Origin of the sequence: Terasakiella pusilla DSM 6293, assembly GCF_000688235.1 — a bacterium.
Lineage (GTDB): Bacteria > Pseudomonadota > Alphaproteobacteria > Rhodospirillales > Terasakiellaceae > Terasakiella > Terasakiella pusilla.
The window spans coordinates 1-18,816 of the sequence record NZ_JHYO01000044.1 but is presented as its reverse complement, the minus strand read 5'-3'; the positions used below and the strand labels follow the sequence as shown (position 1 = coordinate 18,816).

Annotated in this window: 22 protein-coding genes; 12 read left to right on the top strand and 10 right to left on the bottom strand. The window is 48.2% G+C overall.

Annotated elements, in window-relative coordinates:
* Nucleotides 1-173: 173 nt before the first annotated feature.
* Nucleotides 174-1,310, bottom strand: a complete 1,137-nt coding sequence (locus tag Q397_RS0119015; protein ID WP_028880757.1) for a type III PLP-dependent enzyme — start codon at nucleotides 1,308-1,310, stop codon at nucleotides 174-176.
* 50 nt (nucleotides 1,311-1,360) lie between these two features.
* Entirely contained in the window at nucleotides 1,361-2,827 is a 1,467-nt protein-coding gene (gene pdxR, locus Q397_RS23435) for a MocR-like pyridoxine biosynthesis transcription factor PdxR (protein WP_478121736.1), read from the bottom strand.
* 110 nt (nucleotides 2,828-2,937) lie between these two features.
* Here pdxR and Q397_RS0119005 point away from each other — a divergent pair, with 110 nt between their 5' ends.
* Both Q397_RS0119005 and Q397_RS0119000 read left to right on the top strand, forming a co-directional pair.
* Nucleotides 2,938-3,567: a pyridoxamine 5'-phosphate oxidase family protein gene (locus Q397_RS0119005; RefSeq protein ID WP_028880756.1), complete on the top strand. Its 630-nt coding sequence runs from the start codon at nucleotides 2,938-2,940 to the stop codon at nucleotides 3,565-3,567.
* Between the two features lie 9 nt (nucleotides 3,568-3,576).
* Nucleotides 3,577-3,777: a hypothetical protein gene (locus tag Q397_RS0119000; protein ID WP_028880755.1), complete on the top strand. Its 201-nt coding sequence runs from the start codon at nucleotides 3,577-3,579 to the stop codon at nucleotides 3,775-3,777.
* Nucleotides 3,778-3,784: 7 nt separating this feature from the next.
* On the opposite strand, the gene Q397_RS0118995 is transcribed toward Q397_RS0119000, so the two are convergent.
* Nucleotides 3,785-5,065 (bottom strand): diguanylate cyclase, encoded by a 1,281-nt coding sequence (locus Q397_RS0118995; protein ID WP_028880754.1) that lies wholly within the window; start codon nucleotides 5,063-5,065, stop codon nucleotides 3,785-3,787.
* A 270-nt stretch (nucleotides 5,066-5,335) separates the two neighbouring features.
* On the opposite strand from Q397_RS0118995, the gene Q397_RS24515 reads away from it, so the two are divergent.
* The gene (locus tag Q397_RS24515) at nucleotides 5,336-5,725 is read left to right on the top strand and encodes a hypothetical protein (protein WP_051610357.1); all 390 of its coding nucleotides are present in this window, start codon (nucleotides 5,336-5,338) and stop codon (nucleotides 5,723-5,725) included.
* Nucleotides 5,726-5,794: 69 nt separating this feature from the next.
* Here the strand turns inward: Q397_RS24515 and Q397_RS0118985 are convergent, their stop codons facing one another.
* Complete coding sequence (locus tag Q397_RS0118985; protein ID WP_028880753.1) at nucleotides 5,795-6,001, bottom strand: cold-shock protein; 207 nt, start codon at nucleotides 5,999-6,001, stop codon at nucleotides 5,795-5,797.
* 274 nt (nucleotides 6,002-6,275) lie between these two features.
* Nucleotides 6,276-6,596, bottom strand: a complete 321-nt coding sequence (locus Q397_RS0118980; RefSeq protein WP_028880752.1) for a hypothetical protein — start codon at nucleotides 6,594-6,596, stop codon at nucleotides 6,276-6,278.
* A gap of 146 nt (nucleotides 6,597-6,742) precedes the next feature.
* On the opposite strand from Q397_RS0118980, the gene Q397_RS0118975 reads away from it, so the two are divergent.
* The 3 genes from Q397_RS0118975 (at nucleotide 6,743) to Q397_RS0118965 (ending at nucleotide 9,689) form a co-directional block, all read left to right on the top strand.
* Nucleotides 6,743-7,702 carry a YbgA family protein gene (locus Q397_RS0118975; RefSeq protein WP_028880751.1) on the top strand — a complete coding sequence of 320 codons (960 nt, stop codon included), beginning with the start codon at nucleotides 6,743-6,745 and terminating at the stop codon, nucleotides 7,700-7,702.
* A gap of 111 nt (nucleotides 7,703-7,813) precedes the next feature.
* Nucleotides 7,814-8,326: a glutathione peroxidase gene (locus Q397_RS0118970; RefSeq protein WP_028880750.1), complete on the top strand. Its 513-nt coding sequence runs from the start codon at nucleotides 7,814-7,816 to the stop codon at nucleotides 8,324-8,326.
* Nucleotides 8,319-9,689, top strand: coding sequence for a cryptochrome/photolyase family protein (locus Q397_RS0118965; protein ID WP_028880749.1), 1,371 nt, complete (start codon nucleotides 8,319-8,321; stop codon nucleotides 9,687-9,689). Before Q397_RS0118970 ends, Q397_RS0118965 begins: the two co-directional genes overlap by 8 nt.
* A 52-nt stretch (nucleotides 9,690-9,741) precedes the next feature.
* On the opposite strand, the gene Q397_RS0118960 is transcribed toward Q397_RS0118965, so the two are convergent.
* A complete protein-coding gene (locus Q397_RS0118960; protein WP_028880748.1) occupies nucleotides 9,742-10,398 on the bottom strand; it encodes a ChrR family anti-sigma-E factor in 657 nt (218 codons plus the stop codon).
* The gene (locus tag Q397_RS23425) at nucleotides 10,395-10,979 is read right to left on the bottom strand and encodes a sigma-70 family RNA polymerase sigma factor (RefSeq protein ID WP_038014853.1); all 585 of its coding nucleotides are present in this window, start codon (nucleotides 10,977-10,979) and stop codon (nucleotides 10,395-10,397) included. Before Q397_RS23425 ends, Q397_RS0118960 begins: the two co-directional genes overlap by 4 nt.
* A gap of 173 nt (nucleotides 10,980-11,152) precedes the next feature.
* On the opposite strand from Q397_RS23425, the gene Q397_RS0118950 reads away from it, so the two are divergent.
* The 5 genes from Q397_RS0118950 to Q397_RS0118930 are packed head-to-tail and all read left to right on the top strand — an operon-like array spanning nucleotide 11,153 to nucleotide 16,321.
* Nucleotides 11,153-12,499 (top strand): NAD(P)/FAD-dependent oxidoreductase, encoded by a 1,347-nt coding sequence (locus Q397_RS0118950; protein ID WP_028880747.1) that lies wholly within the window; start codon nucleotides 11,153-11,155, stop codon nucleotides 12,497-12,499.
* Nucleotides 12,496-13,287 carry a DUF1365 domain-containing protein gene (locus Q397_RS0118945; RefSeq protein ID WP_028880746.1) on the top strand — a complete coding sequence of 264 codons (792 nt, stop codon included), beginning with the start codon at nucleotides 12,496-12,498 and terminating at the stop codon, nucleotides 13,285-13,287. The genes Q397_RS0118950 and Q397_RS0118945 overlap by 4 nt, the downstream gene beginning before the upstream one ends.
* On the top strand, nucleotides 13,284-14,504 hold the full coding sequence (locus tag Q397_RS23420; RefSeq protein ID WP_038014850.1) for an SAM-dependent methyltransferase: 1,221 nt from the start codon (nucleotides 13,284-13,286) through the stop codon (nucleotides 14,502-14,504). Before Q397_RS0118945 ends, Q397_RS23420 begins: the two co-directional genes overlap by 4 nt.
* Nucleotides 14,505-14,510: 6 nt before the next feature.
* Entirely contained in the window at nucleotides 14,511-15,788 is a 1,278-nt protein-coding gene (locus tag Q397_RS0118935) for an MFS transporter (RefSeq protein WP_028880745.1), read from the top strand.
* Nucleotides 15,785-16,321 carry a DUF3833 domain-containing protein gene (locus Q397_RS0118930; RefSeq protein ID WP_084149133.1) on the top strand — a complete coding sequence of 179 codons (537 nt, stop codon included), beginning with the start codon at nucleotides 15,785-15,787 and terminating at the stop codon, nucleotides 16,319-16,321. Before Q397_RS0118935 ends, Q397_RS0118930 begins: the two co-directional genes overlap by 4 nt.
* Here Q397_RS0118930 and Q397_RS0118925 read toward each other — a convergent pair.
* The 3 genes from Q397_RS0118925 to Q397_RS23415 are packed head-to-tail and all read right to left on the bottom strand — an operon-like array spanning nucleotide 16,296 to nucleotide 18,087.
* A complete protein-coding gene (locus Q397_RS0118925) occupies nucleotides 16,296-16,712 on the bottom strand; it encodes a nuclear transport factor 2 family protein (RefSeq protein WP_028880743.1) in 417 nt (138 codons plus the stop codon). The genes Q397_RS0118930 and Q397_RS0118925 overlap by 26 nt on opposite strands.
* The gene (locus tag Q397_RS0118920; protein WP_038014862.1) at nucleotides 16,709-17,416 is read right to left on the bottom strand and encodes an SDR family NAD(P)-dependent oxidoreductase; all 708 of its coding nucleotides are present in this window, start codon (nucleotides 17,414-17,416) and stop codon (nucleotides 16,709-16,711) included. The genes Q397_RS0118925 and Q397_RS0118920 overlap by 4 nt, the downstream gene beginning before the upstream one ends.
* Nucleotides 17,416-18,087 carry a DUF6134 family protein gene (locus Q397_RS23415; protein WP_156950800.1) on the bottom strand — a complete coding sequence of 224 codons (672 nt, stop codon included), beginning with the start codon at nucleotides 18,085-18,087 and terminating at the stop codon, nucleotides 17,416-17,418. Before Q397_RS23415 ends, Q397_RS0118920 begins: the two co-directional genes overlap by 1 nt.
* Nucleotides 18,088-18,341: 254 nt before the next feature.
* Here Q397_RS23415 and Q397_RS0118910 point away from each other — a divergent pair, with 254 nt between their 5' ends.
* Nucleotides 18,342-18,638: a transposase gene (locus Q397_RS0118910; protein WP_028880741.1), complete on the top strand. Its 297-nt coding sequence runs from the start codon at nucleotides 18,342-18,344 to the stop codon at nucleotides 18,636-18,638.
* Nucleotides 18,639-18,816: the final 178 nt, after the last annotated feature.

Here is an 18,816-nt window from a genome sequence, read left to right as displayed (position 1 = left end):
TTTTGCGCAAAAGATGGTTGGACGGAACCAGACTATCCAGACTGACCATCTCAAGTTCCGTTTGTTGAGGACCGCGTTTTTTAAGCATTCCTCATTGAATCACAAAGGCCTCGCCAAGGCGAGACCTTTGTCAGCAATCTGAGGCCTCCGACAGATCGGAGGCCTTTTCCTTTTTAGACGAAGTACTCTTTAGGGGGCGCGAAGCCGTTAAACCCTTGGGAGGCATACATCGTGGTATAAGCACCAGCCGACATCACCTGCACTTTGTCACCTGCTTTCAATGCGTGTGGCAAATGATAAAGAGTGCGTTCGTAAAGCGTATCGCAGCTGTCACACGTCGGGCCAGCAACAATGACCGGACCCATGTCGTCTTCACCATGTTCCGTGACGATCTTATAGACGATCGACTCTTCAATGGTTTCAGCCAAACCGCCGAACTTACCGATATCCAGATAGACCCATCGCACTTCTTCACCAAAGTCTTTGATGGAAACACAAACGACTTCGCTTTGCAGGACGCCTGCTTCCGCAACCATATAACGGCCCGGCTCCATAAAGACTTCAGGCCATACATCCCCAAAGCTTTGTGTCAGGTGTTCTTTAATAAAGTCGATAAAGTCGCTCAGTTCCGGAATATCATCCTGATAGTGCGCCGGGAAACCACCGCCAATGTTGACCATCTCCAATTTAACACCAAGCTCACGCAGGGCATCAAACAGGATAGACACGTCGGTCAGAGCTTTCCCCCAGTGCGCCGGATCCATTTGCTGAGAACCAACGTGGAAAGACAGGCCATAAGGCACCAGCCCTTTTGATTTGGCTTGCAACAACAGGTCATGCGCCATGCTGGAGGAACAACCAAACTTGCGCGACAACGGCCAGCTTGCCCCTGCCCCATGACGGTTCACCAGAATACGGCAGTAGACTTTTGCGCCCGGTGCAACTTCTGCAATTTTGTCCAACTCTTCGATACAGTCGAACACGAACAGATTTACGCCTGCATCAAACGCCTTTTTAATATCGCTCTTCTTTTTAAGGGTATTACCGAAAGAAATCCGGCTCGGATCAACACCAATGGCGAGACATTCTTCAATCTCTCCAATACTCGCTGCATCAAAACAAGAACCCAGCTTGTTCAAACGTTCCAAAATGGGACGTGCGGGGTTTGCTTTCATTGCATAATAGATTTTTGCCTCTTCAAAGGAAGAGTGCAGTTGGTTGTAGCTGTTTTCCACTACATCAAGATCAACAACCAAAAACGGGGAGTCATGTTCAGCTTCCTTCAAGAAAGCAGAGATTTTAGGTGTCATCGCCAACCCTTTCAAAAGCAGGCATCATAAAAAGTGGGGGCTATATACGGCTATTTTTCAGAAATGAAAGTGTTTTTTGCATCTCTAAGTATTTTTTTTACGATCGTAATCGCGTCACCCAATTCCTGTTCACTATAACCAGCAAATCCCATGACAAATCCGTAACACTTTTTAGGCCCTTTGTAAAACCTACTTAAAGGCCGAACGGCGACGCCATGCACCAAAAGTTGAGAAGACAATTGTTCATCATCAGACCTGTTTTTTAAGAAGGCACAGATGTGAAGCCCGCCATCTGCAAGGGCGACAGTTAGCTGGTCTGAAAGTTCAGCATCAATTAAATCAATTAGATAACGCCTTCTCTTCGCGTATATTTTTTTCATACGCCGCAAATGACTATGGAAATATCCTTCTTCAAAAAAATCCGCCAACGCCGATTGGTGAATAATGGATGTATGCCCGTCAATAAACGCCTTCGCTGCTTCAAATGCAGGCACAAGAGATTTTGGCGCAACAATAAAACCCAACCTAAGGGCGGGGAAAATAATTCGGCTAAATGACCCGACATAGATCACGCGACCATCAGGATCGATACTTTGCAGAGAAGAAAGGGGTGGACCATCGAATCTAAAATCACAATCATAGTCGTCTTCCACCACCCAGGCCTGACATCTACGCGCCACTTTTAACAGCTCCAAGCGACGTGCGAGGGACATGGTCACCCCCACGGGATAATTGCGCGACGGCGTGACTAAAAAGCTCTTAATTTTCTCTTCCTTGGGGATTTGATCCAACAGCACCCCTTCATCATCAATAGGGACAGCAAGATGCTTTACCCCCGTACCGGCCAGAACCCCTGATATGCCGGGAAAGGTCGGATCATCCGTGACAATAACATCCTCTTGCTCCCACAAGACCCGCGCGATCAGATCCAGTCCCTGCTGTGCGCCAGACACAATCAAAATATCCTCTGGATCATACATGCCGCCGCGCGTTGAAGAGAGATATCGCGCCACATGTTTTCGCAGCGACAAGTCTCCCTTACTATCTTCCGCCATTGCGAGCCGCGCACCACTCATGCGCCAACGCCGGGACAACAGGCGCGCCCAAACATCGAAGGGAAAATCTTCAAGCGCAGGCTTGCCCGGTGCAAAGGCCTTGGCATTTGCCCCCACCCGACCGTTACGATAAACTTTCAACCATTTTTCAGCCCGTGTATTAAGTGCTGGTAACGTCACCGTCGCTTCGCTTTCCAAGGCAGATTGTTGCACGTCAAACCCGTCTAACTCATTCGTGACAAAAACACCAGCCCCCTGCCGGGTTTCTAAAAAGCCATCCGCGATCAACATGTCCAGTGCTTGCATAATGGTGTTTCGTGACACCCCCAAAGCTACAGCCATGTTGCGTGATGTGGGCAACACCGATCCCCCTTGCAACGCATGTCCAGTAATCCTGACTTTTAAGGCCTCATACAAGGATTTGTAGAGGGGACGAGACGCCTTGGGCTTCCAGTTCAGCAACAGATCGGAGAGTAAAATATCCAAATTGGACCTATCAAATTATAGAAATTGGAACTTCATTATAGACCAATTTTACCTCATGTTCCGCACCAACAACAAGGAGTAAAAACATGACCACCTATACCGTCACCCCAAGAACCCGTGTAAAAAGAGGCCACCAACGGGCCACATACGATCGTGCACTCGTGCATGCTGTGCTTGATGAGGCCTATCTTTGTCATGTCGGCGCAGAAATGGCTGACCGCCCCATGGTTCAACCCACCTTCCACTGGCGTGACGGTGACAAGCTTTATATTCACGGATCAAGCAAAAACGGCTTATTTCAAACCCTGATCGATGGTGAAGAAGCCTGCATTACCGTCACCATTCTAGATGGTCTGGTGATGGCGCGGTCTGCGTTTCACCACTCTGCCAACTACCGTTGCGTCATGATTTTTTCCAAAGCAACCGTCATTGAGCAAGAAGCAGAAAAGCTAAGAATTCTTGACCTAATGATGAAAAAAATCACGCCTGAACGCATGGAGGGCGTCCGCGCCCCCAACCCGCAGGAGCTTAAAGCCACCACAGTCCTTGAATTTGACATCAGCGAAGTCTCTGCCAAGGTTCGAAGCGGCCCGCCTGTCGATGACGAAGAGGATTACTCTTTGCCGGTTTGGGCTGGCGTCATTCCCCTGACCCAAACAAGGGAAAAACCGGTTGACGATCCGAGATGGATCGAAGATCATGGGGCAAAATATTAGGAGTTTCTAATGAGTGGTTGGAACTGCCCCAACGAAATTAACGGAAATTGTGAACATGTCCCGGGTCAAAAATGCGATCCGGGCATGAAAGGCTGTGTTTTGTTTGGTAAATATCGTTTTGCCAATTCAGAGAAAAACAGCCCCCGCAAAGAACGCGAACGCGAACAGGCAAAAAAGGCGCAAACGGCCAAACCAGTGCAAACGCACTGAGGTCGGTTTATTCCGCAACGATACGGTTACGGCCCGTCCGCTTGGCTTCATACAGGCGCTCATCTATAAGCTTGATGATGGCGTCATACTCCATCCCCTGACGCCACTCCCCCAGACCGCAACTGACCGTCATTTTGATAATCTCGCCGTCAGCCAAAACCATTTCATTGTCTTCTATCCGCTGGCGGATACGTTCAGCAAGTATCAACGCGCCTTCAAGACTGGTTTCCGGTAGCATAAGCGCAAACTCCTCACCGCCCAAACGCCCAAAAGCATCACTTACACGCAGCCCATGCCCAACAAGCCGCACCAATTCCTTTAACGCATCGTCCCCCACGTCATGTCCGTAGGTGTCATTAATTTTTTTGAAATGGTCAATATCAATCATCACCATACAAATCGGATGATTGTTCCGGTCTGCGCGACGGCGTTCGACATCAGCCTTTTCGATAAAGGCACGACGATTTAACAACCCTGTCAAATAGTCGGTTGTCGCCGCTTTCTCCAAAGCCAATTCCATCGCTTTACGTTCCGAAATATCGGTAAACGTCACAAACAATACATCTTCGCCCGCCAGCTTCATTCTTGCAGCAGAAAACAACGTGGTGAAATGAACACCGGTGCGGGTGACAAACTCGATTTCTTCGTTGGTCGCAAGGCTGTTTCTCAGGATATTTTCCAAAAGATTTGGACGTAGTTCCGGGTTTTTATAAAAATCGGTCGCCTTATAATTGGATATATCCGCCATTGCCACATCCAACGCACTACAGGCCTTGGCATTCATCTCCAAGATGGTGGCATCTTCAATCCGGGAAATCCAATACGGGATAGGCAGAGAGGCTAAAATCTTCTTTACGCGCTGCGTTTCTTCCTCTGCATTTTTTTTCAATCGCTGGAGCATCAATTGATTGCCGACACGCGCCAACACCTCGGGCATCTGCAAGGGACGCGGGATATAATCTGAAGCGCCGACTTTAAACCCCTGCACCTTTCCCTCAACTGTATCGGTCGCGGTGATGAAAACTACGGGAATATCACGTGTTTTTTCCTGCGCCTTCAAACGGCTACAGACCTCAAAGCCATCCATTGAAGGCATCTGCACATCAAGCAGAATTAAATCCGGTTGGTTGACATCAACCATCGCCAAGGCTTGAGGTCCGTCATCCGCAAAAGAGATGTCATACCCATTGGCTTCCAGAACACCGGCCAGAACCTTCTGATTGATACGATTATCATCGACAACAAGGATTTTACTCCCCTTGATACTGGTTTGAAGAGTCCAATGCATGGGTTTTGCCCCTACCGCAGCCAAAAGCTAAATAATTTTTGCATATTATATATCAAAAAGTTAGAAAACAACGAATAGATTCCACCCTTTTCATTTTTGCGCAAAAGATGACAAAAGGTTTGAATGAACACTCCCGGTTAATTCGCATGAAAGATCTGGGAATCTGACCTTTCATGCCTTTTGATAGGCAAATATTGCCTCTTTTCGTGGACATTGATTAACGATAAACTAATCAAATCGTGAAATTATCAAGCTCCGATTGAGCTTCACATGATGATTGTAAAAGTGATGAAAACTATCAGCAGATCAAATAGCCACAAGTTTAAAGCGCCACTCGTCGCGTTGACGATGGCCCTGTCTTTGTCCGCCTGCTCTTCCAACTTTTTGGTTGGCGATGCGGTATCGACAATTGCGACAGACAAAACCATTGGCGACCATGTGGTATCCTTAATTGCTCGCAAAGACTGTTCAATCGTACGCCAGCAACAAGGCCTGAGCTATTGTAAAGAAGATGCACCCGATCCGACCAAAGCCCCAAAAATGCATTGCTATCGGGAACTAGGGACCGTCACCTGCTATGAAGAAGAAGATGTGACCAGCATCAGACCCACAGTCGAAGATATGAAAATGCCACAATCTAAAAAGTGGAAACCCTATTAAAAAAAACGTCTCCCCAGAATCAAAAAAGCCCGCCGAAATCGACGGGCTTTTTCTGTTCTTTAATCAGGCTTAGTCAACAAGCTTGATGTCAGAAGCAGCTTCTTTACCACGAGAAATCGAGATATCGAAAGATACTTTCTGACCGTCATTCAATTGCTGAATACCAGATTCATGAAGAGCAGAAATGTGAACGAAAACGTCCTTGCCGCCTTCTTCCGGAGAAATGAAGCCATACCCTTTAGTAGAGTTGAACCACTTAACTGTACCTGTAGCCATTAGTCTGTATTCCTTAGTTCTATAATTTATCCCATGGGGACATCGAGAGTTCGGTAGTCTACGATTGAAGGCAAAAGAGAACTCAAGGAACTGATAGACCTAAACCCAGAATAGGACTTAACTATAAGATTCAGCTTAAGACTCGGTTTTTTCCTTAAAACGAGCAAAAACGTAACTCACCAAAAAATGTATGTGAGTTCCGAAGAAAATGCAATTTAATAATATATGACAATCTACAAAGTTTCGGTTTATTTATCACAAAAGCGCAAAAAACCTAAAGCTGCATTTCACCGGGAGCCACGAGTTCCCTGCGTTTTTCATCCAGTGCCAATACTTTGATTTTTCCGTTCGCTATTTTAAGAGAATCATAGCCAAAATCATAAGCCAAGCGCATCAGAGTATTCAGAACATCCTTGTCACTTTTACGAAACCGATCATTTCCCATCCAATGATTGGCAATGGATTGAATGACCATTTGCTCCACGCTGATCTGGTTGTCTTTGGCTTTCTCAACAAGGGCTTTCACGGCCCATTCACTGACGACCTCTTCCTGAATGACAAATTTCTTCTTATTGATACGAATAAACTTTTCCATAACTCCACCCTGACTATTCAATTGCCCTTCCTTCTTAGTACAGGATGTATTTTTTATGAAGAATAAACTGATCCATAAGGGTAAACTCAACGTAAGAACGGATAACGACCACCTTGGCAATTGTATCAACCTACCTTGAGGATCAGATGATGGATCAAAAACTGAATATTGGCGTTTCTAGCTGCTTGATGGGACAGGAAGTTCGGTTCAATGGCGGTCACTGTAGAAACCGTTTTCTCACAGACGCGATTGCCGAGTACGCAAACTTCAAACCCATATGCCCCGAAGTCTCAATAAACATGAGCATCCCGCGTGAAACCGTCCGGCTAGAACGAGAGGAAAGCGGCCGCATTCACATGCGTGCGCCAAAATCACGCGAAGACTATACAGACCGTATGGAACAGTTCGCGACGGACTGGACGAAAAACCTTGAAGAGAAAGACCTTGATGGTTTCGTTTTCAAAAAAGATTCGCCAAGCTGTGGTGTCTTTCGTGTCAAAATCTATGAAAACGGACAACCCGCAGAACGCCGCGGCACCGGCCTGTTTGCAAAAGCCGTGATCAAAGCCCTTCCCGAACTCCCTGTTGAAGAGGAAGGCCGCCTGTGCGATCCGGTTCTGCGTGAAATTTTTGTTGAACGTTGCTTTGCCTATCGCCGGGTCAAAGACCTGTTTGCTCGCGTCTATTGGTCGCGTAAAGACGTGGTAAACTTTCATTCCCGCGAAAAGCTTTTGTTGATGGCACACAGCCCCGGTCAATATAAAGCCCTTGGCAAACTGGTTGCTGAAATCAAATCCCATCCACGGGACGTCTTTAAAGAAAAATACATCAAAATCTTCATGACCTGCATGAATGACAAGCCCAGCAAAGGCAGTCATGCCAACGCCCTGATGCATATGGCAGGCTATCTGAAAAACAAACTGAGTGCCCAAGGTCGTCAGGAATTGGCCCGCTCTATTGATGACTATCGAGCTGGCATTATCCCCTTGATTGTCCCTATGACTTTGCTAGGCCATATGATCCGACGATTTGACGAAATGTACCTTGCACAACAAACTTACCTCTCCCCACACCCTTATCAATTGTCTTTGCGCAATCACACATAAGGCAAAACGACCGGACGGCCCCTGTGTCGTCCAGTCACTTTAACCGGGGATAAGACGATGATTTTTAAAACAATAACTTTACTGTTCACACTCACGATCGGAGCTCTACCAATGCCTGACGCCCATGCTTCAAGCCCTACTGCCCCTACTGCCCATGACTTTTCATTTGAGGCCATCGACGGCAAAGCCATGCCGCTTTCCTCTTATAAAGGCAAAACAGTTCTGATCGTCAACACGGCTTCTGAATGTGGGTTTACCCCACAATATAAAGGTCTTCAGGCGTTGTGGGATGAATATAAAGACAAAGGGCTAGTCGTTCTGGGCGTCCCGTCCAATGACTTTGGCGGGCAAGAACCCGGTCAAGCCAATGAAATTCAGGAATTTTGCGAGGTGAACTACGGTGTGGACTTCCCCCTCACCGAAAAAGCCAAGGTCAAAGGCGATGATGCCCATCCCTTTTACAAATGGGCACGTCAAGAACTTGGTTTCGTGGCCGCCCCAAAATGGAATTTCCACAAATATCTGATCAATGGAGAGGGAGAGCTGGTGGATTGGTTTGCCACAACCACAAAACCGCAATCCTCCAAAATCATCAACAAGCTGGAAGCCCTGCTCAGTGAGTAATAAGCCGATTATCGTCTGGTTTCGTCAGGATTTACGTGTTCGTGACAATCCAGCCCTTTTTCAGGCGGCCCAGTCTGGCGAAATCCTTCCGATCTACATTCTGGATGATGAAAATTCTAAAGAATGGAAGATGGGCGGGGCCAGCCGGGTCTGGCTGCAACGTGCCCTTGAAGACCTCAATGCATCCCTAAACGGCTGCTTGCAAGTCCATGTCGGTAATCCACTCGATATCCTCCAACAGCTCGACCCCAGCGAAATCCACTGGAACCGTTGCTATGAACCGTGGCGGATTGCGCGGGATAAGGAAATCAAGGCGCATTTTCAAGATACAGGTGTCACCGTTACCTCTCACAACGGATCATTGCTGTGGGAACCGTGGGATGTCAAAAAGAAAGACGGCACCCCCTATAAAGTCTTTACCCCCTATTACCGTAAAGGCTGCCTCTCCCTCGACGATCCACGTGATGAACTGGACACGTTTGATTTTACCTGCCTAAAAACAGACTGTCGGCCCTTTGATGTGGTGCAGGATGAAAAACCGTGGACACGTAGTATCCTTGAAGGTTGGGATGTCAGTGAACAAGGCGCGCACAATCGTCTGAACGACTTCCTCGAAGACGGCCTGAGAAGCTATAAAAAAGGGCGAGACTTCCCTGCCTTAAATTCAGTGTCCCGCCTGTCCCCTTACCTGCATTTCGGACAAATCTCCCCGCATCAGGTTTGGAACACGGCGCGCTTTTTTGCGCAAACCCATCAGATTGACCGCGATATTGATCATTTCTGTTCAGAACTTGCATGGCGGGAGTTTTCCTACAGCCTGCTGTATCAACACCCGAACTTAGCTGACGTCAACCTGAACCAAAAATTCAACGCCTTCCCATGGCGCAAAGATGAAGCCGCGTTTGACGCCTGGACCAAAGGCAAGACGGGCTATCCCATCATTGATGCGGGTATGCGCGAACTTTGGCAAACGGGCTACATGCACAACCGGGTGCGCATGATCGTTGCCTCTTTCCTGATCAAAAACCTGATGATTGATTGGCGTTTGGGCGAAAGATGGTTTTGGGATTGCCTGTTTGATGCCGATCACGCGAACAACGCTGCATCTTGGCAGTGGGTCGCCGGATGCGGTGCTGATGCGGCCCCGTTCTTTCGCATTTTCAACCCCGTCACCCAAAGTAAAAAGTTTGATCCAGAGGGAGAATATATCCGAACCTTTGTGCCCGAACTCGCAAACATGGACAGCAAATATATCCACGAACCATGGACCTGTCCCAGCCCCGCCAAAGGATACCCCCGCCCCATTGTGGACCTAAAGCCCACGCGGGAACGGGCCTTGGAAGCATTTAAAAGCCTGGAATAAAAAAATCCCTTTCCACATCGATGGAAAGGGATTTTTCTTTGGACACTATTTTTTACATCCCGACGAAATACTGGAACAGCTTTGGCATCATGGCCTTAAACTTCAACGGGGCTTCGGTGACGATCAGACAGATACAATCTTCATCCGTATCTGCGATCGGTTGATGGTGAATATCGTCATCAAGGTCGGCAATATCGCCGGCCTTAAACCGTCCGACTTCATCACTGAACGATCCTTTCAGCACAAGCGTCAGTTCTGTGCCTTCATGGGTATGTTCGGGGATCGTGACGCCCGGTGCAATTTTTAACAGGCGCAGCGTTCCTTTGCCCGCATTCACCCCATCCAGCGTAAAATACTTTACGCCCGGTGCCATCGTTTTCCACTCCAATGCCTCGTACTCATGAGGCAAGTAATCGCGCAATGGCGAAGGAATGTTTGAATTGGCAACAGGTTTACTGATCTTGCTTTCTTCCACAAAAAAGTCATCATCAAGCAAGGCCATCACATTATCAAGGGCCGTACTGGACATGGTCATCTCTGACTGGCTTTCCAATTCCGCCCCACCCAGACTTTCCATTTCTGCCACACGGGCACGGCACGTCGAACAGACTGACAAATGGGTCGCAATGACAAAACTCAAACTTTCCGAGACACTGCCTGCGGCGTAAGCCATCAGGGTTGCATCATTGAGATGGTGATGAATGGTCATAACGTACCTCCAATCGTATCTTTCACGCGCTTGAAGGCAAGACGCATCCTTGATTTAACGGTCCCAAGGGGCAAATCCAGCCGTTCGGCAATATCACCGTGACTCAAACCTTCATAGAAGGACAGATGCACGATCTCGGCCTGTTCCGGCGGAAGTTGGGACACAGCCTCACGCACAATCGCGGTATGCTGCATCCGGTCCAGATGTTTTTCCGGTGAGTCTGACTCATCTTCGATCTGCGTCAAATCGTGATCGTCATACTCAAAATGTTTCTCTTTGCGGATCAAATCCAGACGCAAGTTACGCGCAATCCGGAAAATCCATGTGCTGGCTGCGGCTTTACTGTCATCAAACAGATGTGCTTTACGCCAGACTTGCAAGAGTGTTTGTTGGGCCAATTCTTCTGCCATCGCCTCATCGCTTCCAAGCTTAAAAATATAGGATTTCACACGGGGGGCGAAATGCTGGAAGAGACAGGCAAATGCCTGCTTGTCTCGTTCCTTCGAGACTCTCACCAGCAATGCTGTCATCTGCTGACTGTCCAACACTTCTGTCGGGTTGGATTTTATCGCCTGATCCATTGTGGATGACATCCTAATTTAATGTTTGGCTTTTCTACGGCCCAAGACTCACCTTGGATCACACCTTTTTTAAAGATATGGAACTATTCGTTTTTTTCAAACATTTTTATATATTTAAGTGATCCAGCTTCGCTTCTGTGTCGTAATCACTACATCTACGACAGGAGGAACATATGCAAAGCCTATCCAATCCACACACTATGAAGATTGCCGTCATCGGCACCGGCATTGCCGGTATGTCCGCAAGCTGGCTTCTGTCCACCGCCCACGATGTCACCATCTATGAAAAAGACGACAGGATCGGCGGTCACACCAACACTGTCGACGTTGACGGTACTGGCGTAGATACGGGCTTTATTGTCTATAATGAAAAAAATTATCCCAACCTGATCGCCCTGTTTGACCATTTTGGCGTTGAAACCCAAAAGACAGATATGTCCTTTGGCGTCTCCGTCGGCAATGGGGAGTTTGAATATGCAGGCACCAATTTATTTGGCATGCTGGCGCAAAAGCGTAACATTTTGCGACCGCGTTTCTGGTTTATGCTGCGTGATATCCTGCGTTTTTACCGCGAAGCCCCTGACCTGTTGGCGATGGATCAAATGCCGTCCGTGACCCTTGGCGATTTTCTCAAACAAAAAGGCTATTCAGAAAGCTTTCAACGCGATCATCTGTTGCCCATGGGCGCTGCAATTTGGTCCACGCCCATTGAAACCATGATGGATTACCCTCTAGAATCCTTCATGCGCTTTTGCGACAATCACGGCTTATTGCAACTGAATGATCGTCCGCAATGGCGCACTGTTGTGGGCGGCAGCCGCGAATATATTAAAAAGCTGACATCGGCCTATAAAGACAAAATCAAAATCAACTGCGGCGCTGTCCAGGTCTGGCACGAAAATGGAAAAGTCTTTGTGGAAGATCGCCAAGGCGGTGTCGAGATTTTCGATCATGTGGTCCTTGCGTGCCATGCGGACCAGAGCCTTGAGCTTTTGCGCGACATCGACGGGGCAGAGAAAAAACTGCTGAGTGCCTTTTCCTATCAACCGAACAAGACGATTCTGCACACAGATGCGTCCTTGATGCCGAAAAATAGAAAGGCATGGTCGAGCTGGAACTATCTGTCCGAAACAACGGACGATCAGAGCGACGTCTGCGTCACCTACTGGATGAACAACCTGCAACATATCGACGGCGATACCGACTATTTTGTCACCCTCAACCCCACTCACATGCCCAAAAACGGACACATCATCCGCAGCTTCCTTTATCATCACCCCCTGTTTGACAAAGATGCCGTTGCCGCCCAACGCATGCTTTGGAACATCCAAGGCAAAGGAAACATATGGTTCTGCGGCAGTTACTTTGGACATGGTTTCCACGAAGACGCGTTGCAATCCGGCCTTGCGGTTGCCGAAGCTTTAGGCGGTGTGCGCCGCCCGTGGATGGTGGAAAATGAGTCGGGTCGCATTCACCTGCCTGCCGACTGGCCCAACCTGATGAAGAGGGAGGCTGCATGATGTTGTCGCGCATCTATGAAGGTCGCGTCTTCCATCAACGTATGCGACCCAAAAAACACCGTTTATCCTATCAAGTCTTCAGCTTTTTGTTTGATGTCGATGAACTGCCAGAGTTGGACAAAAATCTGAAACTCTTTAGTCACAACGGCTTCAACCTATTTTCTTTCTGGGACAAGGATCATGGCCCCTCAGAACGCAAGCCCCTACGTCCCTATGTCGAAAAAATACTGGCTGACGCTGACATCCAGACAGAGGGGGGGCCTATTCGGCTGCTGTGCTACCCGCGCTTATTCGGCTACGTGTTTAACCCGTTGACGGTCTATTACTGCTACGACACCAACCAGACACTAAAAGCCATCATTTACGAGGTCAGCAATACTTTTGGCGAACGTCACAGTTATGTCATTCAAGCTGATCAATCGGCGACAAAAACAATTCACCAGCAATGTCGCAAAGGGTTTTATGTCTCCCCCTTTATGGAGATGGAGTGCACCTACAAATTTGCCATGTTGCCGCCGGAAGAAAAAATTTCCGTCTCCATCAATCAGACGGACGATGAGGGCACAATCCTAAAAGCCTGCTTTACCGGCTATTCGCAACGGCTCACCGACAAGACCCTGCTGAAAATGTTTTTTAAATACCCATTGATGACCCTCAAAGTCTTTGCAGGCATTCATTGGGAAGCACTTAAATTATGGGGAAAAGGCATCAAGCTGGTCGATCGACCAACTGCGCCCAAAAACCCCGTAACCTATGTCCATACTAATAAGGCGGAGCTAAAGCCATGACAGAGAATAAGGCTGTATCCCTTACGTCCCCATCGCTTGACACCCACACAAACCCGTGGGTGCGTACCATCGCTCACCAGCTTGGCAATTTAAAACACGGGCGGCTTTCCCTGACCCTACCTGATGGTCACACATTGCACGTCGGTGAAGGCGAGCGCCATGCCAGCGTGATCCTGAACAATTATCGCCCCCTCTCGCGCTTCATCCTGCATGGCGATCTGGCGTTGGCTGAAAGTTATATGGAGGGGGAATGGGAATGCCCGGACCTGACCAGTCTTTTTGACATCGCCCTTGCCAATGAAAATGAATTCTCCCTCGATAATCGCGGCAGTTGGCTTGTGAAAACGCTCAACCGCGTGCGTCATCTTCTCAACAAAAACTCCAAACGCGGGTCACGCCGCAATATCTCCTATCACTATGACCTTGGAAACAATTTCTATAAAAAATGGCTGGATGACACCATGACCTACTCATCCGCCCTCTTTAGCGATGATCACGAGAACTTGCGAGATGCGCAGCTCCATAAATACCGCACCATCGCAGAGATGGCGGGATTGAAAAAAGGCGATAAAGTTCTTGAAATCGGTTGTGGCTGGGGTGGGTTCTCCCAAGTCGCAGCAGAAGAATATGACAGCCATATACACGGACTAACCCTGTCAAGCGAACAGCTTGAATATGCCTTGAAACGTTATCAAAATGCCGGCATTGCAGATCGCGCCTATGCCAGCCTGACAGACTATCGTGACAGTGTGGGAAAATTTGACAAAATCGTCTCAATTGAAATGTTCGAGGCCGTCGGGTTTGAACATTGGGACACGTATTTCGAGGTTGTTAAAAAGCGTCTCAAGGATGACGGTTGCGCGGTCCTTCAAATCATCCTGATTGAGGATGATCGCTTTGACAGTTACCGCAAGAATGTCGATTTCATTCAAAAGTATATTTTCCCCGGCGGTTTGTTGCCCAGCATCAAAGCATTGACGCAAACCTTGGACCGACATGGCCTAAAATGCAACGAACAACTGCTCTTTGGACAATCTTACGCCAAAACCTGCGAACTTTGGCAAAAGAACTTCCAGCACAATTGGAATGAAATCAAGCCCATGGGCTTTGATGATCGTTTCAAAAAAATGTGGGAATATTATCTGTCTTATTGCGAGTCCGGGTTTAAGGCAGGCACAATCGACGTTGGATTATTTAAAATCACCAAACAGTCTTAACGCGATATGAGACGCAACGTCTACATTCTCTATGCCCTGCCCGCCTTTGTGATGGCTTTTCCCACCATTCCGGTGTTTGTCCTGCTGCCAACTTTTTATGCAGAAACAGTTGGCTTAGGCTTGGCCGCGGTGGGGAGTGCCCTGTTTGCCCTGCGTTTACTTGACGTCATCAGCGATCCGGTTCTGGGCTATATTTCCGACCGGATCCCTGCGCAATATGGCAAGCGCAAACTCCCCATGGCGGTTGGCGCAATCCTAACCGCCCCTGCGCTTATCCTGCTGTTTTCGCCGCCGGATGATGCAACAATCGCGTACCTTTACGCCACAGGGGCCGCGCTTTATCTCGGTTGGACAGCAATTCAAATCCCATATCTGTCTTGGGCGGCGGAACTTGTGCCCGACTACACCAATCGCACACGTATCAACGGCTACCGCGAAGGCGCAGGTTTGCTGGGTATCCTGAGTGTCGGTGCACTAGGTCTAATCTTGGCGGATCTGGCGGAGATACAGCGGTTTCAAACGATTGCATGGATCACGGTTGTGGCGGGGGCGCTGACTTTTTACCTCTGTCTCAGATATGTGCCGCAAGGGCGGTTATCTCTTCAAAAACAGACTCTCACTTTCCCTTGGAAAAACAAGCTTTTCCTGCGGGTGCTGTCGGCGTGGTTTATCAACGGCCTTGCCAATGGCTTGCCTGCGGTTTGCCTCCCCCTATATCTGACACATATCTTGAAAGCAGATGATCAAACCGAAGGGATGTTGCTGTTTGTCTACTTCCTCTTCGCGGTTTTGGGCATTCCGCTTTGGCTGAAACTGTCTAAAACGATCAGCAAACATCACATATGGTGCTTATCGATGTTGATGGCCTGCGTGGTGTTTCTGTTTGTTCCTTTTTTGGGTGAAGGCGATGTGATTTCTTTTGGTATCGTCTGCCTGCTGACGGGCCTAGCCCTTGGTAGCGACCTTGCCCTCCCCCCTGCTATTCAGGCCGATTGCGCAGACTGGGATAAATTACGTTTTAAAACCGATCGCTTAGCCAGCCTGTTTTCCTATTGGAGCATGGCAACCAAAATGGCCCTTGGTGTTGCTGTTGGCATCGCTTTTCCCGTTCTGGACTTTTTTGGATTAGACCAAAATAGCGAAGCTGGAAAAATTGCGCTCATCGTGATCTACGCAGGCCTGCCCGTCGTATTAAAAACAAGTGCTGTTGCTTTGATGTGGCATTTTCCACTGACACAACAAAAGCACAGCTTTGTGCAAAAAAAGTTGGAGCAACACCAATGAAAAAACAGCTGATTGTCTGTAGCCTGAGCCTCTTTCTGATGGGATGTAGCACCATGAAGCCGCAAGACTTTGCCACCGCAGAGCCAAAATTTAATCTGTTTGACTATTTTAACGGCGAAACAAAAGCCTGGGGCATTTTTGAAGACCGCTTCGGCACCGTGCGTCGCCAGTTTCAGGTCGATATCAACGGCACAATCGACGGCGATACCATCACGCTGGATGAACGATTTGATTATAGTGACGGTGAAAAGGATCAACGTATCTGGCGCATCAAAAAACTAGGCGACAACACCTATGAAGGCCGTGCTGACGATATCATCGGCACCGCCAGCGGTGTATCCTCCGGCAATGCCCTCAACTGGGCCTATACCATGGCCTTAAAAGTCGGGGACAGCACCTATAACGTTAAATTTGATGACTGGATGTTTTTGCAAGAAGGTGACGTGCTGATCAATCGGGCGCGCGTCTCAAAATGGGGCATTGATCTGGGTGAAGTCAGCCTGTTCTTCAAGAAACCTGAAGACGCTTCCTGATCCAGCCCAAAACCTGTTTCAAGACGGGTAACTTCATATAAAACTGTTCGGACGCATCCCAGTGATCAATATGTTCACGGATGCGTCCTTCCCTATCCAGACGAATTTCACTCATTCCCGTAATGGTCCAATCGCCCAGACCATTCACATATCCCTTAAAGACCCATCGCAAAAAGGTTACGTCCCCCGCCTCACTCACATGCGTAACCTCAAAAGACGGGTCTTTCACATCTTCCAATGTCTTGTGCAGCAACTTTTTAAACAAAGAAATCCCCTTCACATCATTGAAGGGGTCTTTAAAGCGGATATCGGGGCTAACGTAACGATCGCATTGTTCAATGGCCTCGGGCGACAGCTCTTCAAAAAGGCGCACGTATTGTTCAACACTCATGAGCCAGTGACCTTTTTTATCAACGGGAAATAGTATTTATAAGGCAACAGTCTAACAAACTTCAAACGCCTGACAAACGGTTTAGGAAACGCGATCTCAAACTGATCGGTCTGCAAACCTTTATAAATCTCATCCGCAGCTTCTTCCGGCTCGATTATATACGGCATATCAAAATCGTTTTGATCCGTCAGAGGACTTTTAACAAAGCCCGGACTGACCAGTTGCACCTTCGTATCTGTACCATGCAATTCTGTACGCAGACTTTCCACAAAACTGATTAGCGCGGCCTTACTGGGACCGTATCCGGCCGCATTTGGTAGCCCACGATATCCGGCAACAGAGCCCACCACGGCGATATGTTTGACCTGCCTTTCCAGCAGCGCCATGACGCAAGTCACCGCGCCAAAATAGTTGATTTCCATAATCTTGCGGAAACTATCCAGCGAGGTTTCTTTAACCGCCCCCGGCTCATAGCCCCCCGCATTCAACACAGCGATATCAACGTGCCCGATCTGATCAAGCGCGTCTTTGACTTCATCCGGTTTTGTGATGTCACAAACGACAGGAAGGGTGCCAGCACCGACCTGTTGCAATTTTTCCAAGGTACGACCGGAGATATAAACCTTATACCCATGCGCCAACATCAACAAAGCCAACGCTTTGCCAATACCGCTGCCACCACCTGTGATCCATACCGTTTTCATCAGTTCACCTTTTCCAGACACGTGCGGCACCGATAGTCAATCATGGACCCATCGCGCGCCTTAAAGCGCAACTTCACCCATCGTCCCTGATCATCATACCAAACGGACGTATCTTTTAAATCACCCGTATAGTCATAACGTGTCGCTTCCACGACGCCGCCAACCACGTCAACGCTCTCTCGTCCCTTCTTTTCAACGGTGACGATATTGATATTGCCTGTCAGCGTGTTCAGGACGCGTCGGTCATTCACAACTGCGCTATTCCAGTGGTTTGTCGTAAACACTTGACCAGCCACCTGATAGGGCTTGTCCGGTGCTGTTACGTCCAGAAGTTCATTTTCACGTTTAGCGGTGAAGGCGGTTTTGTCACTGCCATCTAACACCCGCACATCCAACGCGGTCAGTTGGTCATCCTTCCAAATTTCTTTGGAGCGATATTCAAAGGCATAGAGGGGGAAAAACAGGGCCATGATGTCAATATTCATGCGCGAATTGACGATCACTTCCTCACCTTTTTTCTGAAATGTCGTCACATGTTCGCCCACTACATCGCCCTTGCGCAAGACATCAAATGCAATCTGATCACCATAAAGGTCACCCACATCACTGACCGCCCCGGCAGGTGGACTGATCAACATTAAACCTAAAAGAAAGCTAGCTATTTTCATCATAATCCATCCGAAAGCTGTTTATCTGTGTACGAATGAACAAGCCGTTTGGATTACTTTTTAATGCTTTCCCCCAATTGACGAGGGGATATCTGCTGCATCCTCCCCTCGCGCCATTCAAGGAAGCGCACTTCCCCACCCCCGCCCCGCCGACATAACGCCAATTTACAATCCTGTATCTGATATAAATTAAACTGGTCCCGTGCCTATAAAGTGGAGAGTACTTTCTGTTAGACTGAGCTCAACATGAGGAACTTATGAATCTCAAAAGATCAGATGCGTTTAAATCGGAAGCCATCCAGCTTGCCCTCACCAGTGGTTTGACTCGCAAGCAAGTGGCTGGGGATCTTGGTATCGGTATGTCTACTCTTAATAAATGGGTTGCCCAGCACAAACATGATGATTTGATGTCGGGGCCGCATGACGATGTTCAGAAAGAATTAGCCCGCCTTCGCAAAGAGAACCGTATTCTGAAGGAGAAGCGGGAGATTCAAAAAAGGGCGACGGTCTCATCGTCCCGGCTTTCTGGGGCCTTTGCCCGCCAAAAACGGTGAGATATGAATTTATCAATGCAAAGAAAAGACCGAACATTCTATTACCTTGATGTGCAAAGCCTTCAATGTCAGTCAAAGTGGTTTTCATGCTTGGAGAAGTGGCCCCCATATGTTGGACAGTTTAGCAGCTAATTTAAGGTGAGATTGAACTTGCCCCAATCTTTGGACCATCGGGTGT